Genomic DNA, 21,500 nt, shown 5'->3' on the forward strand with positions numbered 1-21,500 from the left:
GATGAACCAGAAAAATGGCACGAGTTGTGATTAATGCATTTCATTAATCCGCAACTCTTTTTTCAACAACTCCAATATGCTATTCACCTTGGGCTGCAATTGCCTGCCAATCGGCCATATCAAATGAAGTGGCAGGCCATCGGTAGACAATTCAGGCAGAATCATCACTAAATCACCCCGCTTTATATCGTCACGTACCAGCCATGTCGCCAATTGTGCTATGCCATACCCAGCCTTAACGGCACTGACCAGCGCCTCACCATTGCCAACGATGATACGCCCTTCCATTGTTTTACGTTCAACCAAACCCGTATTGCTCACAATCAACCACGGGCTCGTACTCCCATCCGCCTTACCGTAGAGTACGCAGTCATGGGATACCAGCTCATTTACCGATGCAGGTGTGCCGTGTTTAGCTAAATAGTCAGGGGAAGCGCAAAAAATCTGGCGCTCGCAGCCAAGATAACAATGCCCCAAAGAAGCCGGCCAATATTCCGCGCCTCCGATGCGTACCGCCACATCGATTCCCTCATCCAGCAAATCAACAAAACGATCGGTGAATGATATGTGAGGCAATAAATGGGGATGCTGCTCTGTAAACTGTAAAAGTAGCGGCAAAACATGTAAACGGCCAAACGCCTCGGGAACATCCAGCCGCAAGCGCCCCACAGGCTCCTTAAATTGGGTGCTGAGAACAATTTCAGCTTCTTTTAAGTCAGCAAGTACACGCACACACGTGCGGTAGAATGCACTGCCTGCATCAGTCAAAACCAGCCGCCGAGTTGTTCGTTCAAACAGGCGAGTTCCTAACCTCTCTTCCAAGCGTGCCACGCCCTTACTGATAGCTGAATTGGTTAAATTCAATTTATGTCCCGCTGCGGTGAAGCTGCCTAAATCTGCTGTGGTGACGAAAGCCTCTATACCTTTAAAACGTTCAAAAGGCGTCATGTTGTTACCCCATCATTATGGAATTAAATTCCATAATAGTATGAAAAAAGAACAAATATAAGATTAATTTTTTCCAATAAACTAGATACAACCATTGATATTAAGCTGGAGCTTTTTTTAATGCCTTCATACTCAACGTCAGTCGCAGCAGAGTCAGTTAACCGTAGCGGCCTTTCTATTGTTATTCTTGCCGTCGCAGCTTTCGTTATCGTCACGACAGAATATTTAATCGTCGGGCTTCTTCCTGCGTTGTCCCGTGATTTAAATGTTTCCATTTCAGCGGCAGGACAACTCGTTACACTCTTCGCCCTTACGGTCATGCTGTTCGGCCCCGTATTAACCGCATTGTTATCCCACCTCGATCGCAAACGCTTATTTATAGTTATTTTGCTAATATTTTCGGTTTCCAATGCTCTGGCCGCAGTGGCTCCGAATATTTGGATACTGGCTATTGCCCGTTTTATTCCTGCCTTGATGCTCCCTGTATTTTGGGGAACCGCCAGTGAAACAGCCGGGCAAATTGTCGGCCCCAAACACGCAGGTAGGGCAGTTTCACAAGTTTATCTAGGTATTTCAGCAGCACTGCTCTTTGGCATCCCGCTGGGCACTCTTGCATCAGATTATGCTGGTTGGCGAAGCACATTCTGGGGCTTGGCCGGTTTGTCACTTTTGATGGCAATTCTCATGTTTATATTCATGCCTACCATTGCACGGCCAGCGAAGATAAAAATTAAGGAACAAACACGTATCCTAAAAGATCCCCGATTTGTCGCGAACGTAATGCTATCTGTTGTGATTTTTACCGCTATGTTTACTGCTTATACTTATTTAGCCAATACATTAGAGCACATTGCCGGGATTCAGACTGCCCATGTCGGATGGTGGCTGATGGGTTTTGGTGCCATTGGATTGATTGGAAACTGGCTCGGTGGCCAATTCGTTGACAACAATCCACTAAGGGCCACGGTGATATTCACGTTGCTGTTAGGCATAGGGATGAGTTTTAGTGTGCCACTAGCGGATTCTTCGTTACTGCTCGGAATATCTTTGGCTGTGTGGGGAATTGCGTACACGGCGTTATTTCCCATCTGTCAGGTGCGCGTGATGAAATCAACATCGCACGCCCAAGCTTTGGCAGGCACTTTGAACGTCTCTGCGGCTAATGCAGGGACAGGATTAGGTGCAATCATTGGTGGAATAACTATCACACAATGGGGATTGACCAGTATCGGTTACGTGGCTACCGGTATTGCGGCTGTGGCGATCCTTATGGTGGCGTGGATCGTACGGTTAAAATAACGGTTGATACGCCTTTGGTATCCTCCTCACCCTAACAAAATAGAGTGAGGATTTGCGGCATTTTGGCTAAGCAGGAAAAATTGGGTAAACCGGAAGCTGATGCCGAAATTTCTGGTTGATACTTACAACCCCATGTTGACTTTCCTCCAGTTAACTCTCCACCGATAACAAACAACCCTCTTTTTTTGCTCTTTTATCGCCCGTAAGCTGATCAAATCAACTCCAGCTTCCCTGATATGCGGTACACTGGAATGGATCTTTTGTTAATTAGTTTACTTGCCAAAATTACAGGATAAACAATGGAAACGTTAAGCGAGATCGTGCATGCGCTCTGGCATCATGATTTTAATCAACTCGCCAATCCGGATGTCATCTGGGTTATCTATGGCGTCCTTTTTGTCACACTAGTGCTGGAAAATGGACTGTTGCCTACTGCTTTCTTACCCGGAGATACACTGTTGATACTTGCTGGCGCCTTGATAGCCAAAGGTGTCATGAGCTTTATTCCCACCGTTATCCTGCTGTCCGTTGCCGCCAGCCTGGGATGCTGGTTGAGCTATTTGCAGGGGCGTTGGCTCGGGCATACCCATATTGTCAAAAACTGGCTTGCCCAACTGCCCTTGCATTATCGACAAAAAACCAATCAACTGTTCGCTAAACACGGCTTGTCTGCCCTGCTTATTGGCCGTTTCTTAGCGTTTGTCCGTACTCTATTGCCAACCTTTGCCGGTATTTCTGGTCTAAATAATAAGCGCTTTCAGTTTTTTAACTGGTTAAGTGGCTTTTTATGGGTCATTATTGTGGTGGGTTTTGGCTATATCCTGAACCAGATCCCTTTTATCAAGGCCCATCAGGATCTGGTCATGAATATTTTGATAATTTTACCTGTCATTCTGTTGATCAGTGGCTTATCTGCTTCCTTGCTGATGTACTGGCGTCACAAGAAAAAATCACCAAAAAAAACTAAGTAAATACACTTATCATTTAATTCATCTTACAAAAAAGAAAATTTTCTTTTCATTACGAAAAATTTAAACGCCCAGCCCATTCCGACTGGTATTATTACTGCCTGAGGATTAAGTGCAGCTCTATTCCACACGCTGTATAACTCATATTCTTAATGGAATGGGCCACCCACTCAATTAAGTAATTTCAATAAAGAATAAATCATGCAAATACAATAAAAACAATTTCAATAGTATCGCCCACGGGCTATACGAACCTGCAAGTAAAGGCGGTTTTTATGCAAAACTTTACTCTACACACACCCACTAAAGTCATTTTTGGCAAAGGGCAAATTGCCCAACTAAGCAATGAAATCCCCAAAAATGCCAAAATATTGTTAACTTATGGCGGCGGCAGCATTAAACATAATGGTGTCCTTTCTCAAGTCCAGACCGCATTGAAAGGCTATTCCGTTGAGTTGTTCGGGGGTATTGAGCCCAATCCCACTTATGAAACGCTCATCAAAGCAGTCAAATACATTCACCAAAACAAGATTGATTATCTGCTGGCCGTTGGAGGGGGCTCTGTCATTGATGGCACCAAATTCATTGCCGCAGCAGCGAAATATTCTGATGCAGATCCATGGGAGATCATGACAAGCGGCGGTGCCCATGTCACTTCAGCCATACCGTTTTCCTGTGTACTGACTTTGCCCGCAACAGGTTCAGAAACGAATAATATTTCTGTCATCAGCCGTCGTGAAACCGATGACAAACTCCATTTTGCTTCACCTTTTGTTTACCCCCAAGTTGCCATCCTCGATCCTACAGCCGCGTTTTCCCTGCCCCCAAGACAAATTGCCAACGGCATTGTGGATGCTTTTGTCCATACGTTGGAGCAATACCTGACTTACCCTGTCGACGCAAAAGTACAGGATCGTTACGCTGAGGGTTTATTAATGACGCTACTTGAAGAAGGGCCAAAGGCGCTGGAAGAGCCTGAAAATTATGACGTCCGTGCCAATATCATGTGGACTGCCACTCAAGCACTCAATGGCGTTTTAGGCGCTGGTGTACCACAAGACTGGGCTACCCACATGCTGGCCCATCAACTCACCGCATTTCACGGTTTAGATCACGCCCAAACACTGGCCATTATTTTGCCGCAACTTTTGCAGGAAAAGCGCGATGTGAAGCACGATAAGCTTCTGCAATACGCAGAGCGTGTTTGGGGTTTAACGGAGGGCTCTGAAGAAGAAAGAATTGATAAGGCCATCTATGCCACTCGTCAGTTTTTTGAAAGTTTGGGTGTAAAGACCCACCTTTCTGATTATCAGCTTGATGGCAGTTCTATTCCGGCCATGGTTAACAAATTAGCACAGCAAGGTTTAGTTTCTCTCGGTGAACACCAAGATATTACGCTTGATATCAGTAAGCGGATCTATGAGGCGTCCATCTGAAAACTTAAACCTGAGGAGGTAAGAATGGGTCTGCAAACAATTATTAAACTCGTTGACGATAACCACATGCCTCAACTGGGGCTGGGGGTTTGGAAAGCGAATAATGAGCAGGTAGTTGGAGCTATCCACACCGCATTAGAAGTCGGCTATCGTTCCATTGACACCGCAGCAATTTATCATAATGAAGAAGGGGTCGGGAAAGCGCTGCAAGAGAGCGATATTCCACGTGAAGAAATTTTTATCACTACCAAGCTCTGGAATGATCGTCATCTGGATGCCAAAACGGCATTGCAGGAAAGTTTAGATCGATTACAGCTGGATTATGTTGATCTCTATCTTATTCAATGGCCCGTGCCTGAACAGGATCATTATGTTGAGGCATGGAAGCAACTAATCGAGCTGAAAGAGGCTGGGCTGATCCGCAGTATCGGTGTTTGTAATTTCCATATTGAGCACTTGCAGAAACTGATCTCAGAAACGGGTGTGATCCCTGCAATCAACCAAATTGAATTGCACCCTTTGATGCAACAGCGGCAACTTCATTCATGGAATGCCACCCACCAAATTACAACGGAATCCTGGAGCCCATTGTCACGGGGAGGAAAAGGTGTTTTTAATTCATCCCTTGTTGAGCAATTGGCAATTAAACACGGTAAAACACCAGCGCAGATTGTTATCCGCTGGCATCTTGAACGCGGCATGATTGCTATTCCTAAATCAGTGACCCCTTCCCGCATTAAAGAGAATTTTGATGTGTTTGATTTTAGATTGGAAAAAGAAGATTTAACGGCGATGGCTGAATTAGATATAGGTAAACGGATAGGCCCAAATCCTGACACTTACAACCAACTTTAAGGCGCTCAATTTTAAATATCGCTTATCGAAACAAGCCCTTTTAAGATAAACGTCATAAAAATTAGTTAAAAAACGATTAACGATCGGGATTAATATCCATTCATCTAATTCATTTCGATTGACCTGAATTCTGTGTTCCGGCAGAGTTCAGGTCATGTGGCGGCCCAAGCCTGCCCTATTCCCGCATTTTTTATTTCATGCATGATGTTCTATCTCACATGCCGCCTTCTATCTCATACATAATTTCTCCCCGCAAAAATAATGTGCCTAAAACATAATAAGTTATATGCAAAATCGGCTTTTTCAATAATAACTATGTTTACTATTTATATATTTTTCATGATATAGGCTTATCTCATCAAGTTAAATAACTAAAAAACCAGATGGGCAGGCACTTAAAAAAACCATTATTTATAAACTGACTATGGGATTTACATAACGCTATTGCCGGCCTGTCCATGACAGCGAGCCGACTCACTGACTCATTAAAAATTCGAGTTAAACTTAAGGAAGTGATAATGATTTACATAGTTATTTCTTTATTGATGCTTATTCCTTTCTTTTTCATATTAAAACGGTTCCTGATATCGAACTATATCCATCACAATGCGGCGGGAATTTTATTTACCGTGATGGCGATAGTTTTTCATATGTACATTTTCCGTTTCAACAAGTTCCCATTTGTGAACGTTGCCGTTTCCCACAGTCCCGTGGTGCTTTATGGCGCTATTGTGATTGCGCTGCTATACGCTTTGGTCTATTCCGTTTGCTTTAAACGGTATTATGGGAAAACTGCCCATGAAAAGAGTTGAGTTATGGATGTCATGAAATGCTTTCAGCCTATCCCCCTTAGAGAGATAGGCTCAGACAAGTTTCGGTTTTGGTATTAAAATCGGCTAACGGGCAGAGTTGCTGTCCCCGTTTTCTTCATCTGGTGATTTAGTATTTGCAGTCAAAAGGTAAGGCGACTGTTGCCAGCGGCTGGGCGACAATTGCAGTAAGTTATGGGCCAAAATAAAGCCAATTGCCAATGATAATAGCAGCATAATCCGGAGTAAGTTCGTGGTGTTATCAACCTGCTTTGCCTCCGTTGCCAATCTGTGGGTATCCAGTGTCAGGCGAAGGAAACCTTTCGGATGATCTTTGCCCGGTATAGGGACAACGATTTGTTGGTTGAAATAGCCACTGGACTTTTTTCCTTCCAATGATAACCGCTCACGAACAGAAACCGGCTCACCACTTCGTGCAATCTGCGTTCCATTTTCCAGATAAACACTGGCATCCAAAATGCGGCTTGCGCTCGTCAAGTAATTCAGATTAGCGACAATCTTTTTATTATTAAGATCTTTGCTACCATTCTCCATATAATCAGACAAGCTGAATGCAACCTGCTTTGCCAATGTTTTCGCCAGATCCTCAAACTGATCCATGTGGGCCTGTTGCTGGGAACGGCTGAAATACGAAACACCCTGCATCAGCAATACCAGCAGAGCTATACATATTAAAATAATCGCCGTCTTGTGCAGCCGAAACTTTAATTTTGCTTTGATCATAGTTATCCCATCCCATGTTCGGAAAGCACATGTTGCCAGATGCGGTATTGATAGGATAGTTTGAAAAGCGTTTTTTGCCTGCCCAAAATTGTATGGAATTACAGGAGTCGATATTCATGTCAAATAATCTGGCCTACCGTTACTTACCGGATGAGATCCATAAATGGCCGGGATTACCGCTATCTCTTAGTGGCGATGAAGTCATGCCGCTGGATTACCGAGCCGGGGACAGTGGCTGGCTGCTTTATGGCCGTGGTTTGGATAAGCAACGCATCAGCAATTTCCAACATCGCCTCGGCGCAGCTATGGTCATTGTGTCTTCATGGCGCATTGATGATTACCAAGTTGTCCGTATCGCCGGCAGCCTTTCACCACGCATCAAGCGGCTGGCCGATGATTTCCAGTTGGATGTTGTACCTTTGGGGCAGATCCCGCGTTTGCGCTCTCCCGGTCTTCTGGTGATGGATATGGATTCAACCGCCATCCAAATAGAATGTATTGATGAAATTGCCCGTCTGGCAGGAGTTGGCGATAAAGTGGCTGAAATCACTGAGCGTGCCATGCTAGGTGAACTGGATTTTTCAGAAAGCCTGCACGCACGGGTTGCCCAGCTGAAAGGCGCCGATATCTCCATCTTGCAGCATGTGATGGATACACTTCCCTTGATGCCCGGGCTGACCAGCCTCGTTCGCAAGTTACAATCATTGGATTGGCATGTAGCCATTGCCTCTGGGGGATTTACCTACTTCTCCGATAATCTCCGCCAGCGGTTACGCCTTTATGCTGCGGTTGCTAATCAACTTGAGGTAAAAGATGGCAAATTGACGGGTAAGGTTAAGGGGCCAGTTGTCGATGCAAAATGTAAAGCAACTACACTGATAAAGCTGGCAAAAGAGCTGGGTATTCCATTAAGCCAGACAATCGCTATTGGTGATGGCGCCAATGACTTGAAAATGATCCGCAAGGCTGGGTTGGGTATCGCCTATCATGCCAAACCCAAAGTTTATGCGCAGGCTAAAGTTGCCATCCGCCATGCAGATTTAATGGGCGTTTTATGCGTCTTGAGTGGTGGCCTGAAGCACGAAGAACGTTAATCAGATACTTAATAAGTATTAAATTAAATATCACCAACAAGGTCATAACGTAAAAGGCTAAAGGGAGAATCCCTAATAAGTATTAAGTTTGCCTTGAAGAGTGAAAAAACAGCCAAGAGTAACCATATTAAGGGAGAGCAAAGTGGCAAAAGCAGCAAAACGGGCGTTTGTCTGTAACGAATGTGGCGCGGATTATCCCCGCTGGCAAGGGCAATGTACCGCATGCCACGCATGGAATACTATTACAGAAGTACGTTTGGCCGCAGCGTCATCTTCCCGCAATGAACGTTTCAGCGGTTATGCCGGAGATTCTGGCATCAGCAAAGTCCAAAAACTGTCCGATATCAGTCTGGAAGAACTGCCCCGCTTTTCCACCGGGTTCAAAGAGTTTGACCGTGTTCTCGGCGGCGGCGTGGTTCCCGGCAGTGCCATTTTGATTGGCGGTAACCCCGGTGCAGGGAAAAGTACCCTGCTGCTGCAAACTATGTGCCAGCTATCGACTCAAATGAAAACCCTGTATGTAACAGGGGAAGAATCATTACAACAAGTGGCGATGCGGGCACATCGGCTGGGGCTACCAACCGATCAACTGAATATGCTGTCAGAAACCAGCATTGAGCAAATTTGCCTGATAGCAGAGCAAGAACAGCCAAAACTGATGGTTATTGATTCCATTCAGGTAATGCACATGGCGGACATTCAATCTTCACCGGGGAGTGTAGCTCAGGTCAGGGAAACCGCCGCTTACCTGACTCGGTTTGCCAAAACCCGTGGTGTTGCCATTATTATGGTCGGGCACGTGACAAAAGATGGCTCTCTGGCTGGCCCCAAAGTACTCGAACACTGTATCGACTGTTCGGTAATGCTGGATGGCGAAGCAGATTCCCGCTTTCGCACCCTGCGCAGCCATAAAAACCGCTTTGGTGCGGTAAATGAGCTGGGTGTATTTGCAATGACCGAACAAGGATTGCGAGAGGTCAACAACCCTTCTGCTATCTTCCTGAGCCGTGGGGATGAGATTACCTCAGGCAGCTCCGTTATGATTGTCTGGGAAGGCACCCGCCCTTTGCTGGTGGAAATTCAGGCTCTGGTCGATCATTCCATGATGTCAAATCCACGCCGTGTGGCAGTGGGGCTTGAGCAAAACAGGCTGGCAATTTTACTTGCTGTCCTGCATCGACATGGAGGCCTGCAAATGGCTGACCAAGATGTTTTTGTCAATGTCGTGGGCGGTGTGAAAGTAACAGAGACGAGCGCCGATCTCGCGTTATTACTCTCCTTGGTTTCCAGTTTCCGTGACAGACCCCTGCCCAAAGATTTGGTGGTATTCGGCGAAGTCGGCCTGTCAGGAGAAATCCGTCCGGTTCCCAGCGGTCAAGAACGTATTTCAGAAGCAGCCAAGCATGGTTTTAAACGAGCGATTGTTCCATACGCGAATATGCCGAAAAAAGATTTACCCAATATGAAAGTATTCGGTGTGAAAAAATTGGCTGATGCTTTATCCATTCTGGAAGATCTGAATGATTAACCACTTCGGTCATAAACGACTGACATACAAATCCCATTAAGTGAACATTATTATTTGCCTGCCTATCATCACTCCAGATGATACAGGCAAATAAAAAATCACTTAACGTCATAGATAATATTATTTAATTTCTTTTACTCTCACGGTTCATTGCCTTTTATTCTGACAAAACGCTGCCAATATTTTAAACCGGAATTGGTTATGTATTTATTTCTATAACGCATAAAAAACAATCTAAAGCAATGCACAGGCAGCCATACTCAAATCAATTAATAATTGGCTTAACAATTTGCTATCTGTTTCCTTTATATTTTTACCTTTCATAACAATCATGTTATTTTGTTTAGTATATTAAACAAGAGGAGGTTTTATGAGGCAGTTTGACTACTTAAAAGAAGCGATCAAACAAGCGGGCTACACATTACAACAAGTTGCTGATGCAAATGGCATGACAAAAGGTTATTTAAGCCAGCTCATTAACGACAAAATAAAAAGCCCCAGCGCACAAAAACTTGCATCTCTCCACCAATATCTAGGATTAGCCTATCCCATGGAAAAGAAAACTATCGGTGTTGTGTTTGGTAAATTTTACCCATTGCATACAGGGCATATTTATTTGATCCAACGTGCATCAAGTCAGGTTGATGAATTACATGTTGTTCTTTGTTATGACGAGGTACGCGATCGCGAGCTGTTCATCAATAGTTCCATGTGCCAGCAACCGACAGTCAGTGACCGCTTGAGATGGCTGCTGCAAACGTTTAAATATCAGAAAAATATACATATCCATGCATTTGATGAACAAGGAATGGAACCTTACCCCAACGGCTGGAAAAGCTGGAGCCAAGGCATAAAAACATTCTTGGCAGAGAAAAGCATCAATCCGAAATATATCTATTCCAGCGAAGCACAGGATGCTGCGCATTATAAAGAGTACTTCGACATCGAAACCGTTCTCATCGATCCACAGCGCTCATTTATGAATATCAGTGGCAGCCAGATACGTCAGGCTCCTTTCCACTATTGGGAATATATCCCAACCGAAGTGAAGCCCTTTTTTGTACGCACTGTCGCCATTCTTGGCGGGGAATCGAGTGGCAAATCAACGCTGGTGAATAAATTGGCCAATACGTTCAACACAACCAGTGCTTGGGAATACGGGCGTGAATACGTATTTTCCCATCTGGGAGGCGATGAAAGAGCCCTGCAATATTCTGACTACGATAAAATTGCTTTAGGCCATGCTCAATACATTGATTTTGCAGTTAAATATGCCAATAAAGTTGCTTTTATTGATACAGATTTCGTGACAACACAGGCCTTTTGCAAACGCTATGAGGGAAAAGAACATCCTTTTGTTCAGGCCTTGATAGACGAATATCGCTTTGATTTAGTTATCCTGCTAGAAAACAACACACCGTGGGTAGCTGACGGTTTAAGAAGTTTAGGCAGTGAACGGGATCGCAAAGAATTCCAGCAATTACTCGAAAACTTGTTAAAGAAAAATAATATTGACTATGTTTGTGTCAATTCATCTGATTATGATCAACGCTTTTTACACTGTGTTGAATTAGTGCAAAAAATGTTAATGGAATAACTAAGATTTATCTATTTTATAGATAAGTCTTATATTATTATCTCAATTAATTGATAATGATTTATTTTCCATGGAAACATTTATTTTTGACTATTTATGCCGCATTATCATTTTATTGAATGTTTAGTGCGGTTATTTTTACAATGGTAATAAAATAAATTGTGATAATAATATTTTTTGATGCTTAAACATTACTATTTTGACTTGAATTGTAGGGAAATAAGTCATTTAATGAACAGACCTATTGATTTATTTATATAAAATTTATTAGTTATTAAATAATCCACATAGATTTTAGGCTTATTACAATAATGGAGGTAACGAAAAGATAACATTAAAATATTAATGAAATATATAATGACTTTTTTCCTTATTAATATATTAGATAAAGATAGAAGTTCTTATACTATTTTTATTTAACTTAGTCTTTACTTTATGCGTAATTAATTAATATTATTTGTTTTTTTATTCTAAGACTAAGAAATATCTGGTTTATTATATAGTCGTTGTAAATAATAATTGACATAAGATGGCTTATATACAGAACGAAGATATTTCATATATAAACTATTTTTACTCGCACAATACAATACGGATATTAGTGTTATTGCGAAGGAATTTAGACAGCATATGTTAAGGAAAAAGTTTTAATCTTTTAACCTAATTGTGTTGAGAATATGAACTTAAATCAATTTAAATCGATTGAAGTTATCAATATTTCATATGGTTTAACTGATAGCACAGTTAATCATGAAATGATTTCAGATATCACATTTTCTATTATACCAGGTGAAATTACTTTGATAACAGGGCCGAAGGCATCGACAAACCGCACTATGCTGTCGATTGCATCGGGTATGTTACAACCAGATCAAGGAGATGTATTAATTAATAATAACAAGTTGAAACTAATGAATGAGGTAGAATTAGGCCAGTTTCACTCAGAAAATAGTGGCTTTATCTTCCCGGGGTTCAACTTATTTAGTGAACTCACACTGCTAGATAACTTGTTATTATCAACTTCACATGGATTATCACTTTCTCGCGAACAATCTGAAAAGATCGCACAGAAGTCGTTAGATATTGTGAAATTAGGCAATAAGAGCCGTTATTACCCAGGGGAGTTGTCTGAAAACGAAAAACAATTGGCTGCGATAGCAAAAGCCATTGTCAGAAGACCTGAATACTTATTTGCCGATGATCCAACGAAAAACTTAGATCATCAGGCGTTTCAGACGCTCATGAATATCTTTAAATTTATTGCACATGAACAGAAAGGTACTGTTGTGATTGCTTCCCAAGATAAACGCCTCATGCAACATGCTGACAGCGTTATCACTTTAGCAAGCGGGAAGGCAGTGAAAACTTATGAGTCTTTTCTGGAACAAAGAGTGCTAGTGTAGTCATCGTCATTATGACCATATAATGATGGTCATAACCACAAAAAACGGCCTGATATCAGGCCGTTTTTTTATCAGCTTATTTGCTGATCTTTTTATACTTGATACGGTGAGGCTGTAGTGCTTCAGCACCCAGTGTCCGCTTTTTATAATCTTCGTATTCGCTGAAGTTACCCTCAAAGAAGGAAACTTTACCTTCATCCTGATAATCAATGATGTGTGTCGCGATACGGTCAAGGAACCAACGGTCATGGGAAATAACCATTGCACAACCCGGGAATTCCAGCAGGGCATTTTCCAGCGCACGCAGCGTTTCAATATCCAAATCGTTGGTTGGTTCATCAAGCAGTAACATGTTGCCGCCCACTTGCAGCAGCTTGGATAAGTGCAGACGGCCGCGCTCACCACCAGACAATTCACCGACTCGCTTGCCCTGATCTACACCCTTGAAGTTAAAACGACCGACATAGGCACGACTTGGGATTTCAAAGTTGCCGATACGCATGATGTCTTGGCCGCCCGAAACTTCTTCCCAAACAGTTTTGCTGTCATCCATGCTATCACGGAACTGATCAACGGAAGCCAGCTTAACGGTTTCACCCAATGTGATAGAGCCAGAATCTGGTTGTTCCTGACCGGACAACATACGGAACAGTGTGGATTTACCTGCACCATTCGGCCCGATGATCCCAACGATCGCCCCTTTTGGCAGGGAGAAGCTCAAGTCGTCAATCAGAACGCGGTCGCCATAAGACTTGGTCAAGTTGCTCACTTCCAGCACTTTGTCGCCCAGACGTGGGCCAGGCGGAATGAACAATTCACTGGTTTCATTACGTTTCTGGTACTCAACGCTATTGAGTTCTTCAAAACGAGCCAAACGCGCTTTACCTTTTGCCTGACGTCCTTTCGGATTTTGGCGAACCCACTCAAGTTCTTTCTCAATGGATTTACGACGGGCAGCTTCTGATGCAGCTTCCTGCGCCAGACGCTCATCTTTCTGCTCCAGCCATGAAGAATAGTTGCCTTCCCATGGAATACCTTCACCACGGTCAAGTTCCAGAATCCAGCCAGCCACGTTATCAAGGAAATAACGGTCATGGGTGATCGCAACTACGGTGCCTTCATAGTCATGCAGGAAGCGTTCCAGCCAAGCAACAGATTCAGCATCAAGGTGGTTGGTTGGCTCATCAAGCAGCAACATGTCTGGTTTTTCCAGCAGCAGGCGGCAAATCGCAACACGGCGACGCTCACCACCAGACAAGTGTTCAATTTTGGCATCCCAGCTCGGCAAGCGCAGGGCATCAGCCGCTCTTTCAAGCTGATTATCCAAATTATGCCCGTCATGGGATTGAATAATCGCTTCCAGCTCTCCCTGCTCTTTTGCCAACTTATCAAAATCCGCATCTGGATCAGCGTAAGCGGCATAGACTTCATCGAGGCGAGTCAGGGCATTTTTAACTTCGCTGACTGCTTCTTCCACAGCTTCGCGAACCGTATGCTCCAGATTGAGTTTAGGCTCCTGTGGCAGGTAACCGATTTTAATCCCCGGCTGTGGGCGAGCTTCACCTTCAATATCTTTATCGATGCCAGCCATAATGCGCAATAACGTCGATTTACCCGCACCATTAAGGCCAAGAACGCCTATTTTTGCTCCCGGGAAAAAACTCAGAGAAATATTTTTCAGAATATGCCTTTTCGGAGGAACGATTTTTCCAACCCGATGCATACTATAAACATATTGAGCCAAAATATTTTACCTTTTGATTATTAAGTGAATTTTTAAATTCATTTGCGTTTATAAGGCTTGGATGGCGTATTCTATCGTGACTGCCCCCCGCCGTAAACGACGAGGAGCAGTCGCCTAAGTTGTAATAAATCACGCAGATAATATGCTTATAATTACACAACACTCAGGTAAATAGCCTGAGTGTTGTGTAATTATGCATCGCGCTTTTTTGAGCGCTGTTCATTTTGGGTTCTATTCGTCGTTTGGGCATCGCGTCTGAATATTGCGCGATTAAATACCGATAGTAGTCTTCTGGAGGGGTGTGTGGCAATAAGTAAGTGGCAGCATTTTGCAATGGCTGCAAGCATGGTTTCAGTAGTTGCTGGAATGGCGCATGCTGATTCTCTGGATGCTCAGCGCCAGAGATATCAAGAGATAAAACAAGCATGGGATGCCAAAAACATGGCTGAGGTCGAGCGCCTGATGCCAACCCTGAAAAATTATCCTCTATACCCTTATCTTGAATATCGACAATTGGTTCAGGATTTACCCATTGCTACCCCGCAGCAAGTTCAGCACTTTATTAACACCCATCCGACCTTGCCGCCTGCGCGAACTCTGGCTACTCGATTTATCAACCAACTCACCAATGAGGGTGACTGGCATGGCCTTTTGGCTTTCAGCCCCAATCCGCCGGCTGCAACTGCGGAACGCTGTAATTATTACTTTGCCCAATGGGCCACAGGACATCAGCACGTCGCATGGAAAGGTGCCCAAGAGATTTGGCTGAACGGCAATTCATTGCCGACAAACTGCAATAAGCTGTTCGATATCTGGGAACAAAATGGTTATTTATCGGCCGATTTGATTTTGCAGCGCCTCGAATTGGCAATGAAGGCGAATAACACTTCGCTTGTTAACTACCTCGCCAAGCGCCTGCCTTTGGATTACCACAACTTAGGGGCAGATTTAATTAAGCTGCAACAGGATCCGGCATTGGTTGAACAATTTGCCACGACGGCAGCGCCAACAGACTTCACCCGCTCGGTTGTCATAAACGCGTTTTCCCGTTTTGTCCGCAGTAACGCTGAAGCTGCCAGAATGAGTATTCCTGTACTTGCCCGCACACAGAAAATGAATGACGCTGAGGTACAGAAATTAAAAGATCTGGTTGTATGGCAATTAATGGGAGATATCACTCCTGAGCAGGAAAAATGGCGGGATGCAAGCATCCGCGATTCCCACTCAACTAAATTGCTTGAACGGCGTGCCCGTCTGGCGCTGAAGGATGATGACTATACCGGCCTGGAAGAGTGGTTATCACTGCTGCCAAAAGACATTTTACAGCAAGATGAATGGCAATACTGGAGTGCCATCATTCTGCTTAAGCAGGGAAAAAATGCCAAAGGGGATGCAATACTGCGTAAATTGACTGAGAAGCGCGGTTTTTATCCTATGGTTGCTGCCCAGAAATTGCAGGTTCCCTATCCTCTGGTTATCAACAAATCAGAAAAGCCTGGACCTTCGCTTGCCAATATGCCGGAAATTCAGCGCATCCGTGAGTTACTGCATTGGCATATGAATGATTTAGCACGCTCAGAATGGGTTCGGTTGGTTTCATCACAAAATCGCTTGAAGCAGGAACAGCTCGCCCGTTATGCATTTGAGCAGCACTGGCCTGGGCTTAGTGTACAAGCCACTATTACAGGCAAAATGTGGGATCATCTTGAAGAACGCTTTCCGTTGGCGTGGCACAACGAATTTACCCATTTTACGTCGGACAAAGAGATCTCGCCAAGTTATGCAATGGCAATTGCCCGTCAGGAAAGCGCGTGGAATCCAGAAGCCCGTTCTCCCAAAGGAGCCAGCGGATTAATGCAAATTATGCCCAAAACAGCCGAACATACAGTAAAGAGTCAGAAAATTCAGGGTTATGCCGGCAGTAACCAACTGATGAACCCGGCCGTGAACATTAAAATAGGCACCGCTTATCTGGATTCAATTTACCAACGCTTTGATAACAACCGCATCCTAGCCAGTGCCGCCTATAACGCTGGCCCGACAAACGTTACCCGGTGGCTGACAAACTCTGCCGGGAACATTGATGCAATCGCGTTTATTGAGAGCATTCCTTTTGCTGAAACACGCTCTTATGTCAAAAATGTCCTTGCTTACGATGTGTTCTACAACAACTTCATGGGAAAAATGACAAGCATACTGACTGAAAGTGAATGGCAGAAGCATTATTAATTTATGTTATAAATATGGTATGCTGCCGTACTAGTTGAATAGTATGGCAGCTGACTATGACCCAAAATCAAACACAACATCATTTAATTGATCCGGCACTCTCCCCGGAAAATGGTGACGATTGGCATGCGCTTGTAGAATTATTGAAAACTGCATTTGAACAAAATTTGCAACATTCTATTTTGCAGCTATTATTGACTCCCGATGAACGAACGGCATTATCAACCCGGGTTCGGATTATTCAAGAATTAATGCGCGGGCAAATGAGCCAGCGTGAATTGAAAAACGAGCTCAGTGTAGGTATTGCGACAATTACTCGTGGTTCAAACAGCTTAAAAGCCGCACCATCCCATGTAAAAGCATGGTTGGAAGAACAGCTATTAAATGATAAAAAGAACGACTTAATTAAATAATTTAATTAAATGGTTATTGGGGTCATTTAGCCATGACCCCAAACTGCTTGTCATTGTGTGTGCTGTTAAGGCTGGTTATTTAATTCTTTGTAAATTTCATGATGGATAGGAACAAGAGCCAATATCAAAGCCTGATGGTAAACGCTGGTACGAGTCAGAATGCCGTTGGTGAAAAAACCGATTGCGCCGCCTTTTTGCTTAATATTATCAATGCCAGCCACGTAAGCCATTTCATGGCCAAGCTCACGTCCTTCCCGAATACCTTCCAGGACTTTTTCAGGCAGCATCAAACTGGCGGAGCGCGATTCTCCCCTGATTTGCTTGTGCTCAATAACCATCCAGGCAAACGTCATGTCATCTTCAATACCCGCTTCTACACCAACCCAAAAGTCAGCTTCCGGCCTGACCTGGCGAGCTGCCATCACTCGATGACGAGCACCTGTGCGGGTTTCCGTATTACCGATAGGTTGTTGAGGAACGCTGCTGTCTACGTTGACATCTTCTATACGGTAAGAGCCTGGGCCAAAAACATCATCGAATGCAAGGCTAATCGCTTTTATTTTCGCAGGGTTAGTTGTTGCTGCAATAACGTGGTACATATAAATAAATTATCCTTTGAATTATTTCATGATGCAGTATAACGGAAATTAAATATGTTACAGGTCTATCTTGTTCGTCATGGTGAAACCGAATGGAACGTCGCTCGCCGTCTTCAAGGGCAATCTGACAGTCCTTTGACTGAGCACGGCCAACATCAGGCTCATCTAGTTGCGCAAAGAGTCAAATCAGAAAATATTACCCATGTTATCACCAGTGACCTTGGTCGAACACGCCAGACAGCCGAAATCATCGCTAAGGCCTGTGGTTGCAAAGTCATTCTGGAACCGCGTTTGCGGGAATTACATATGGGTGTGTTGGAAAACCGCGAACTGGCTTCTCTCACTGCCGAAGAAGAAATCTGGCGCAAAAGTCTTGTCGATGGTACACCAAATGGACGGATCCCAGAAGGTGAATCGATGAATGAATTGTCTATCCGCATGAGAGCTGCGTTGGAAAATTGCCTTACCCTACCCGCAGGCAGCCGCCCATTATTAGTGAGTCATGGTATGGCTCTGGTGAGTTTGCTCTGCTCTATTTTGGGGCTTCCGGCCAATTCAGAGCGCCGTTTACGGCTGAGGAACTGTTCCATATCAAGAGTGGATTATCAGGATAGTCCGTGGCTGGCTTCAGGCTGGATTATTGAAACTGCGGGCGATATCACACATCTGGATATGCCCGCCTTGGATGAATTACAGGGTTAACACTCAATTGGGATGAGATACTCAAACTCCAAAACATGCTGTTCAGTTTGAGACTCATTCCTAGGGTTTTTCCATTCAAGATTGGTAAGGTGGTATCGCTCGACATCGTATCCCTTTCTGCGAGTGATGTTTAATTTTGGTAAACAAACTCCATAAACTGTGAAGAGAAAATCGTGTAATTGTTCATCGTCACCAAAATAACTGAACGAGATATAATTACCGCCAGGCAAAACAACCGGATTGCTTTTTTTGGTTTCAAAAGTGGCGTGTTCCGGCTCTATGGCTGTGGTATAGAGTACAGTGTGTTCATCTTCGTTTTCTGCATTGAGGATGGTATGGTGCAACCCATACAATCTGGGCGGCAATACTTCAGCGTCTTCCAGATAATTAACCCAAAAATCGTGTCTTAGCTCTTTGCCAGCCGCAGCCCACTCACCCAGCATAAAGCTGAAAGTATGTTCCGTACCAACAAGTGTTTGGTCTTCCAAAGTCACGAATTTGTGCTCTGGCAGTGGCTTATTGTCCAGCAAAATAGGTGGGCATATACCTGTTGCGCACCACTCATCACTTCTGCGATACGAAGCTGGCGTTCGATTAAACTGTTTTTTGAAAGCTCTGGTAAAAGTTTGTTGAGAATCAAAACGATATTGCAACGCAATATCTAAAATAGAGCGGCTGGTCAAACGCAGGGCAATAGCTGCTCTGGATAATCGTCTTGCACGAATATAAGAGCCAATAGCCTGACCAGTTACATCTTTGAACATTCGTTGTAAGTGCCACTTAGAGTAACCAGATTTTGCAGCAACGTTATCAAGGGACAATGGACTATCTAGATTGTTATCTAACCAATGTAGCAGATCTCGAATAATGTTGGTTTGGTTCATACATATCCCTAAGTCATTAAGACAAGAAAGAAAATAATATAAATATGAAAAGACTTGTTAAGTTAAAAATCAAAGTACTTTCATGAATACATCTGTTGTGTAGCTTGTTAGATGATCAACATTTATCTTTCTCCAAAAGATAAAAACTTCGTTTCTAGGGTTGTTTGGCGGTTTATTTTTTGGTCGCTTACTGTTCACCTATCATTCTGGCCAGCGTTGGATTTGCCTTAAGGTGCAACCTTTACCTCCTTACCATAATCATCATATTTTTATTTGAGCCAATTAATCACACACCCCTATTACAACCGTGACAATTAATTTAGCTGATAAATAGTTACTCATGAAAATATTTTGCTTAAGTCGCTATAATTGTTAGCTTATGTCAAAGATTCACGAAAATCGAATTAAACAAGAATAAGCTTGGAATAAATTAATAGCAGATCCAATAAAATGTCAAGCTTTGGATTCACGAATAAAATAACTTAATGAATTATAAGAAATTTAAATTAATTATTCCGCACAGTGAATGTCATTCTAATGATCATTACAATCCTCTGAGAAATGCGCCTGTTTGAATGGCAGTTGGGGAAGCAGAATCGCCGATAGAAGTGATTTAGTGTCCACAATTTACTCGCCTTGAATGTTTGTTAAACTATAATGCGATAACTTTTCATATTATGATTTTTCATTATAGATACATTTGCTACGTAAATATCTAATCTAAATACATTTAGTTGCATTATATGTTAATGATGGATATTTTCACTGTATTTGTTGAATTTAAGTGGACTAAATATGGTAACAATGAAGAAAGTAGTGATAGCGGCAGCCTTGCTCTTTGCTCCTGTCGTTTTGCATGCTGAAGAGATAGGCTCCGTCGATACCGTGTTCAAACTTTTTGGCCCGGATAACAAGATAGTGATAGAAGCCTTTGATGATCCTGATGTTAAAAATGTCACCTGTTACTTGAGCAGGGCCAAGACAGGCGGTATCAAAGGAGGGTTGGGATTAGCAGAGGATACATCTGACGCAGCCATTTCCTGTCAACAAGTCGGCCCGATCGAGCTGGCAGATAAGATCAAAAAATCCCCTAAGAAAGGACAGGTCGTCTTCCAGAAACGTACCTCTTTGGTGTTCAAAAAACTTCAGGTTGTACGCTTCTACGATCAAAATCGTAATTCGCTGATCTATTTAACTTATTCCGACAAAGTGATCGATGGTTCACCCAAGAATGCGATCAGTGCTGTGCCTATTATGCCGTGGAAATAACCAACAATGTTTGGGTTGGTTGACAATTTGTCCTGGTTTGCGATTGCATCATTTACAATTGGACATAGTTCACAATTGGACAAGGTTTACATTTCGGAAAAATTAGGCGAATAACTTTAGGCCAACAACTTTAGACCGACAACAAAAGAAGAAAAGCCCTGATGTCATTAAACATACGGGGCTTTTTGACTAAGCTTTAACAGCTCCTGCTATATCTTTATTGCGATACCGATAATTCCCGGTGCCTGCAACGACATCAATCAGTCGTCTAAATCACCACAGAAACGGTAACCTTCACCGTGGATAGTCGCAATAATTTCTGGTGTATCTGGCGTTGATTCAAAATGCTTACGAATACGACGGATAGTCACATCAACAGTACGATCGTGAGGTTTCAGTTCACGGCCGGTCATTTTCTTCAACAGCTCTGCGCGGGTCTGAATTTTCCCCGGATTCTCGCAGAAATGAAGCATCGCACGGAACTCACTGCGTGGCAGTTTGTACTGATCACCCATAGGGCTAACCAGTGAACGACTATTGATATCCAATTCCCATCCATTGAATTTATAACTTTCAACCTGACGACGCTCTTCACCGGAGTGGCTCAGATTCATCGTCCGCGAAAGCAGATTCCGAGCGCGAATGGTTAATTCACGTGGATTAAAAGGCTTAGTGATGTAATCGTCAGCACCTATTTCAAGGCCAAGGATCTTATCCACCTCATTATCACGGCCAGTCAAGAACATCAGAGCGACATTAGCCTGTTCTCGTAATTCACGGGCAAGAAGCAGCCCATTTTTACCTGGCAGATTAATATCCATAATCACTAAATTGATATCGTTATCTGACAGAATGTTGTGCATTTCGGAACCGTCAGTGGCTTCATAAACGACATACCCTTCAGCTTCAAAAATGCTTTTAAGGGTATTGCGTGTGACAATTTCGTCTTCAACAATCAAAATGTGCGGGGTTTGCATGG

General features: G+C 43.4%; 19 protein-coding genes. 13 read left to right on the forward strand and 6 right to left on the reverse strand.

Translation table 11 applies throughout. The features are described 5' to 3' along the window. Positions 1-30: 30 nt before the first annotated feature. Positions 31-948 carry a LysR family transcriptional regulator gene (locus FE392_RS08980; protein WP_319929890.1) on the reverse strand — a complete coding sequence of 306 codons (918 nt, stop codon included), beginning with the start codon at positions 946-948 and terminating at the stop codon, positions 31-33. A 120-nt stretch (positions 949-1,068) separates the two neighbouring features. Here FE392_RS08980 and FE392_RS08985 point away from each other — a divergent pair, with 120 nt between their 5' ends. The 5 genes from FE392_RS08985 to FE392_RS09005 all read left to right on the forward strand — a co-directional run bounded on the left by FE392_RS08985 (position 1,069) and on the right by FE392_RS09005 (position 6,318). Further along, positions 1,069-2,247: an MFS transporter gene (locus FE392_RS08985; RefSeq protein WP_319929891.1), complete on the forward strand. Its 1,179-nt coding sequence runs from the start codon at positions 1,069-1,071 to the stop codon at positions 2,245-2,247. 299 nt (positions 2,248-2,546) lie between these two features. Beyond that, a complete protein-coding gene (locus FE392_RS08990; RefSeq protein ID WP_319929892.1) occupies positions 2,547-3,218 on the forward strand; it encodes a DedA family protein in 672 nt (223 codons plus the stop codon). Positions 3,219-3,490: 272 nt separating this feature from the next. Further along, on the forward strand, positions 3,491-4,651 hold the full coding sequence (gene yqhD / locus FE392_RS08995) for an alcohol dehydrogenase (protein WP_319929893.1): 1,161 nt from the start codon (positions 3,491-3,493) through the stop codon (positions 4,649-4,651). A gap of 24 nt (positions 4,652-4,675) precedes the next feature. After that, entirely contained in the window at positions 4,676-5,506 is an 831-nt protein-coding gene (dkgA, locus tag FE392_RS09000; RefSeq protein WP_319929894.1) for a 2,5-didehydrogluconate reductase DkgA, read from the forward strand. A gap of 518 nt (positions 5,507-6,024) precedes the next feature. Further along, complete coding sequence (locus FE392_RS09005) at positions 6,025-6,318, forward strand: hypothetical protein (RefSeq protein ID WP_319929895.1); 294 nt, start codon at positions 6,025-6,027, stop codon at positions 6,316-6,318. 84 nt (positions 6,319-6,402) lie between these two features. Here the strand turns inward: FE392_RS09005 and FE392_RS09010 are convergent, their stop codons facing one another. Beyond that, positions 6,403-7,059, reverse strand: a complete 657-nt coding sequence (locus FE392_RS09010) for a YtjB family periplasmic protein (RefSeq protein WP_319929896.1) — start codon at positions 7,057-7,059, stop codon at positions 6,403-6,405. Between the two features lie 116 nt (positions 7,060-7,175). Here FE392_RS09010 and serB point away from each other — a divergent pair, with 116 nt between their 5' ends. The 4 genes from serB to FE392_RS09030 all read left to right on the forward strand — a co-directional run bounded on the left by serB (position 7,176) and on the right by FE392_RS09030 (position 12,681). Then, entirely contained in the window at positions 7,176-8,153 is a 978-nt protein-coding gene (gene serB / locus FE392_RS09015) for a phosphoserine phosphatase (RefSeq protein WP_319929897.1), read from the forward strand. A gap of 142 nt (positions 8,154-8,295) precedes the next feature. Then, on the forward strand, positions 8,296-9,681 hold the full coding sequence (radA, locus tag FE392_RS09020) for a DNA repair protein RadA (RefSeq protein WP_319929898.1): 1,386 nt from the start codon (positions 8,296-8,298) through the stop codon (positions 9,679-9,681). 370 nt (positions 9,682-10,051) lie between these two features. After that, the gene (gene nadR / locus FE392_RS09025; RefSeq protein ID WP_319929899.1) at positions 10,052-11,278 is read left to right on the forward strand and encodes a multifunctional transcriptional regulator/nicotinamide-nucleotide adenylyltransferase/ribosylnicotinamide kinase NadR; all 1,227 of its coding nucleotides are present in this window, start codon (positions 10,052-10,054) and stop codon (positions 11,276-11,278) included. Between the two features lie 677 nt (positions 11,279-11,955). Continuing rightward, a complete protein-coding gene (locus FE392_RS09030; RefSeq protein ID WP_319929900.1) occupies positions 11,956-12,681 on the forward strand; it encodes an ATP-binding cassette domain-containing protein in 726 nt (241 codons plus the stop codon). Between the two features lie 76 nt (positions 12,682-12,757). On the opposite strand, the gene ettA is transcribed toward FE392_RS09030, so the two are convergent. Further along, entirely contained in the window at positions 12,758-14,425 is a 1,668-nt protein-coding gene (gene ettA, locus FE392_RS09035) for an energy-dependent translational throttle protein EttA (protein WP_319929901.1), read from the reverse strand. A 309-nt stretch (positions 14,426-14,734) separates the two neighbouring features. Here ettA and sltY point away from each other — a divergent pair, with 309 nt between their 5' ends. After that, complete coding sequence (gene sltY, locus FE392_RS09040) at positions 14,735-16,654, forward strand: murein transglycosylase (RefSeq protein ID WP_319929953.1); 1,920 nt, start codon at positions 14,735-14,737, stop codon at positions 16,652-16,654. A 56-nt stretch (positions 16,655-16,710) separates the two neighbouring features. Continuing rightward, a complete protein-coding gene (gene trpR, locus FE392_RS09045; protein WP_319929902.1) occupies positions 16,711-17,067 on the forward strand; it encodes a trp operon repressor in 357 nt (118 codons plus the stop codon). Positions 17,068-17,132: 65 nt separating this feature from the next. On the opposite strand, the gene yjjX is transcribed toward trpR, so the two are convergent. Next, entirely contained in the window at positions 17,133-17,666 is a 534-nt protein-coding gene (yjjX, locus tag FE392_RS09050; protein WP_319929903.1) for an inosine/xanthosine triphosphatase, read from the reverse strand. A gap of 54 nt (positions 17,667-17,720) precedes the next feature. Between yjjX and gpmB the strand changes: the two genes are divergently transcribed. Next, complete coding sequence (gene gpmB, locus FE392_RS09055) at positions 17,721-18,368, forward strand: 2,3-diphosphoglycerate-dependent phosphoglycerate mutase GpmB (protein ID WP_319929904.1); 648 nt, start codon at positions 17,721-17,723, stop codon at positions 18,366-18,368. Here the strand turns inward: gpmB and robA are convergent. Further along, positions 18,365-19,252, reverse strand: coding sequence for an MDR efflux pump AcrAB transcriptional activator RobA (robA, locus tag FE392_RS09060; protein WP_319929905.1), 888 nt, complete (start codon positions 19,250-19,252; stop codon positions 18,365-18,367). The genes gpmB and robA overlap by 4 nt on opposite strands. 795 nt (positions 19,253-20,047) lie before the next feature. On the opposite strand from robA, the gene creA reads away from it, so the two are divergent. Beyond that, positions 20,048-20,521 (forward strand): protein CreA, encoded by a 474-nt coding sequence (gene creA / locus FE392_RS09065; RefSeq protein ID WP_319929906.1) that lies wholly within the window; start codon positions 20,048-20,050, stop codon positions 20,519-20,521. Positions 20,522-20,781: 260 nt separating this feature from the next. On the opposite strand, the gene arcA is transcribed toward creA, so the two are convergent. Beyond that, entirely contained in the window at positions 20,782-21,498 is a 717-nt protein-coding gene (arcA, locus tag FE392_RS09070) for a two-component system response regulator ArcA (RefSeq protein ID WP_092510321.1), read from the reverse strand. Positions 21,499-21,500 lie beyond the last annotated feature (2 nt).

Origin of the sequence: Xenorhabdus santafensis (assembly GCF_033949405.1) — a bacterium.
Classification (GTDB): Bacteria; Pseudomonadota; Gammaproteobacteria; order Enterobacterales; family Enterobacteriaceae; genus Xenorhabdus; species Xenorhabdus santafensis.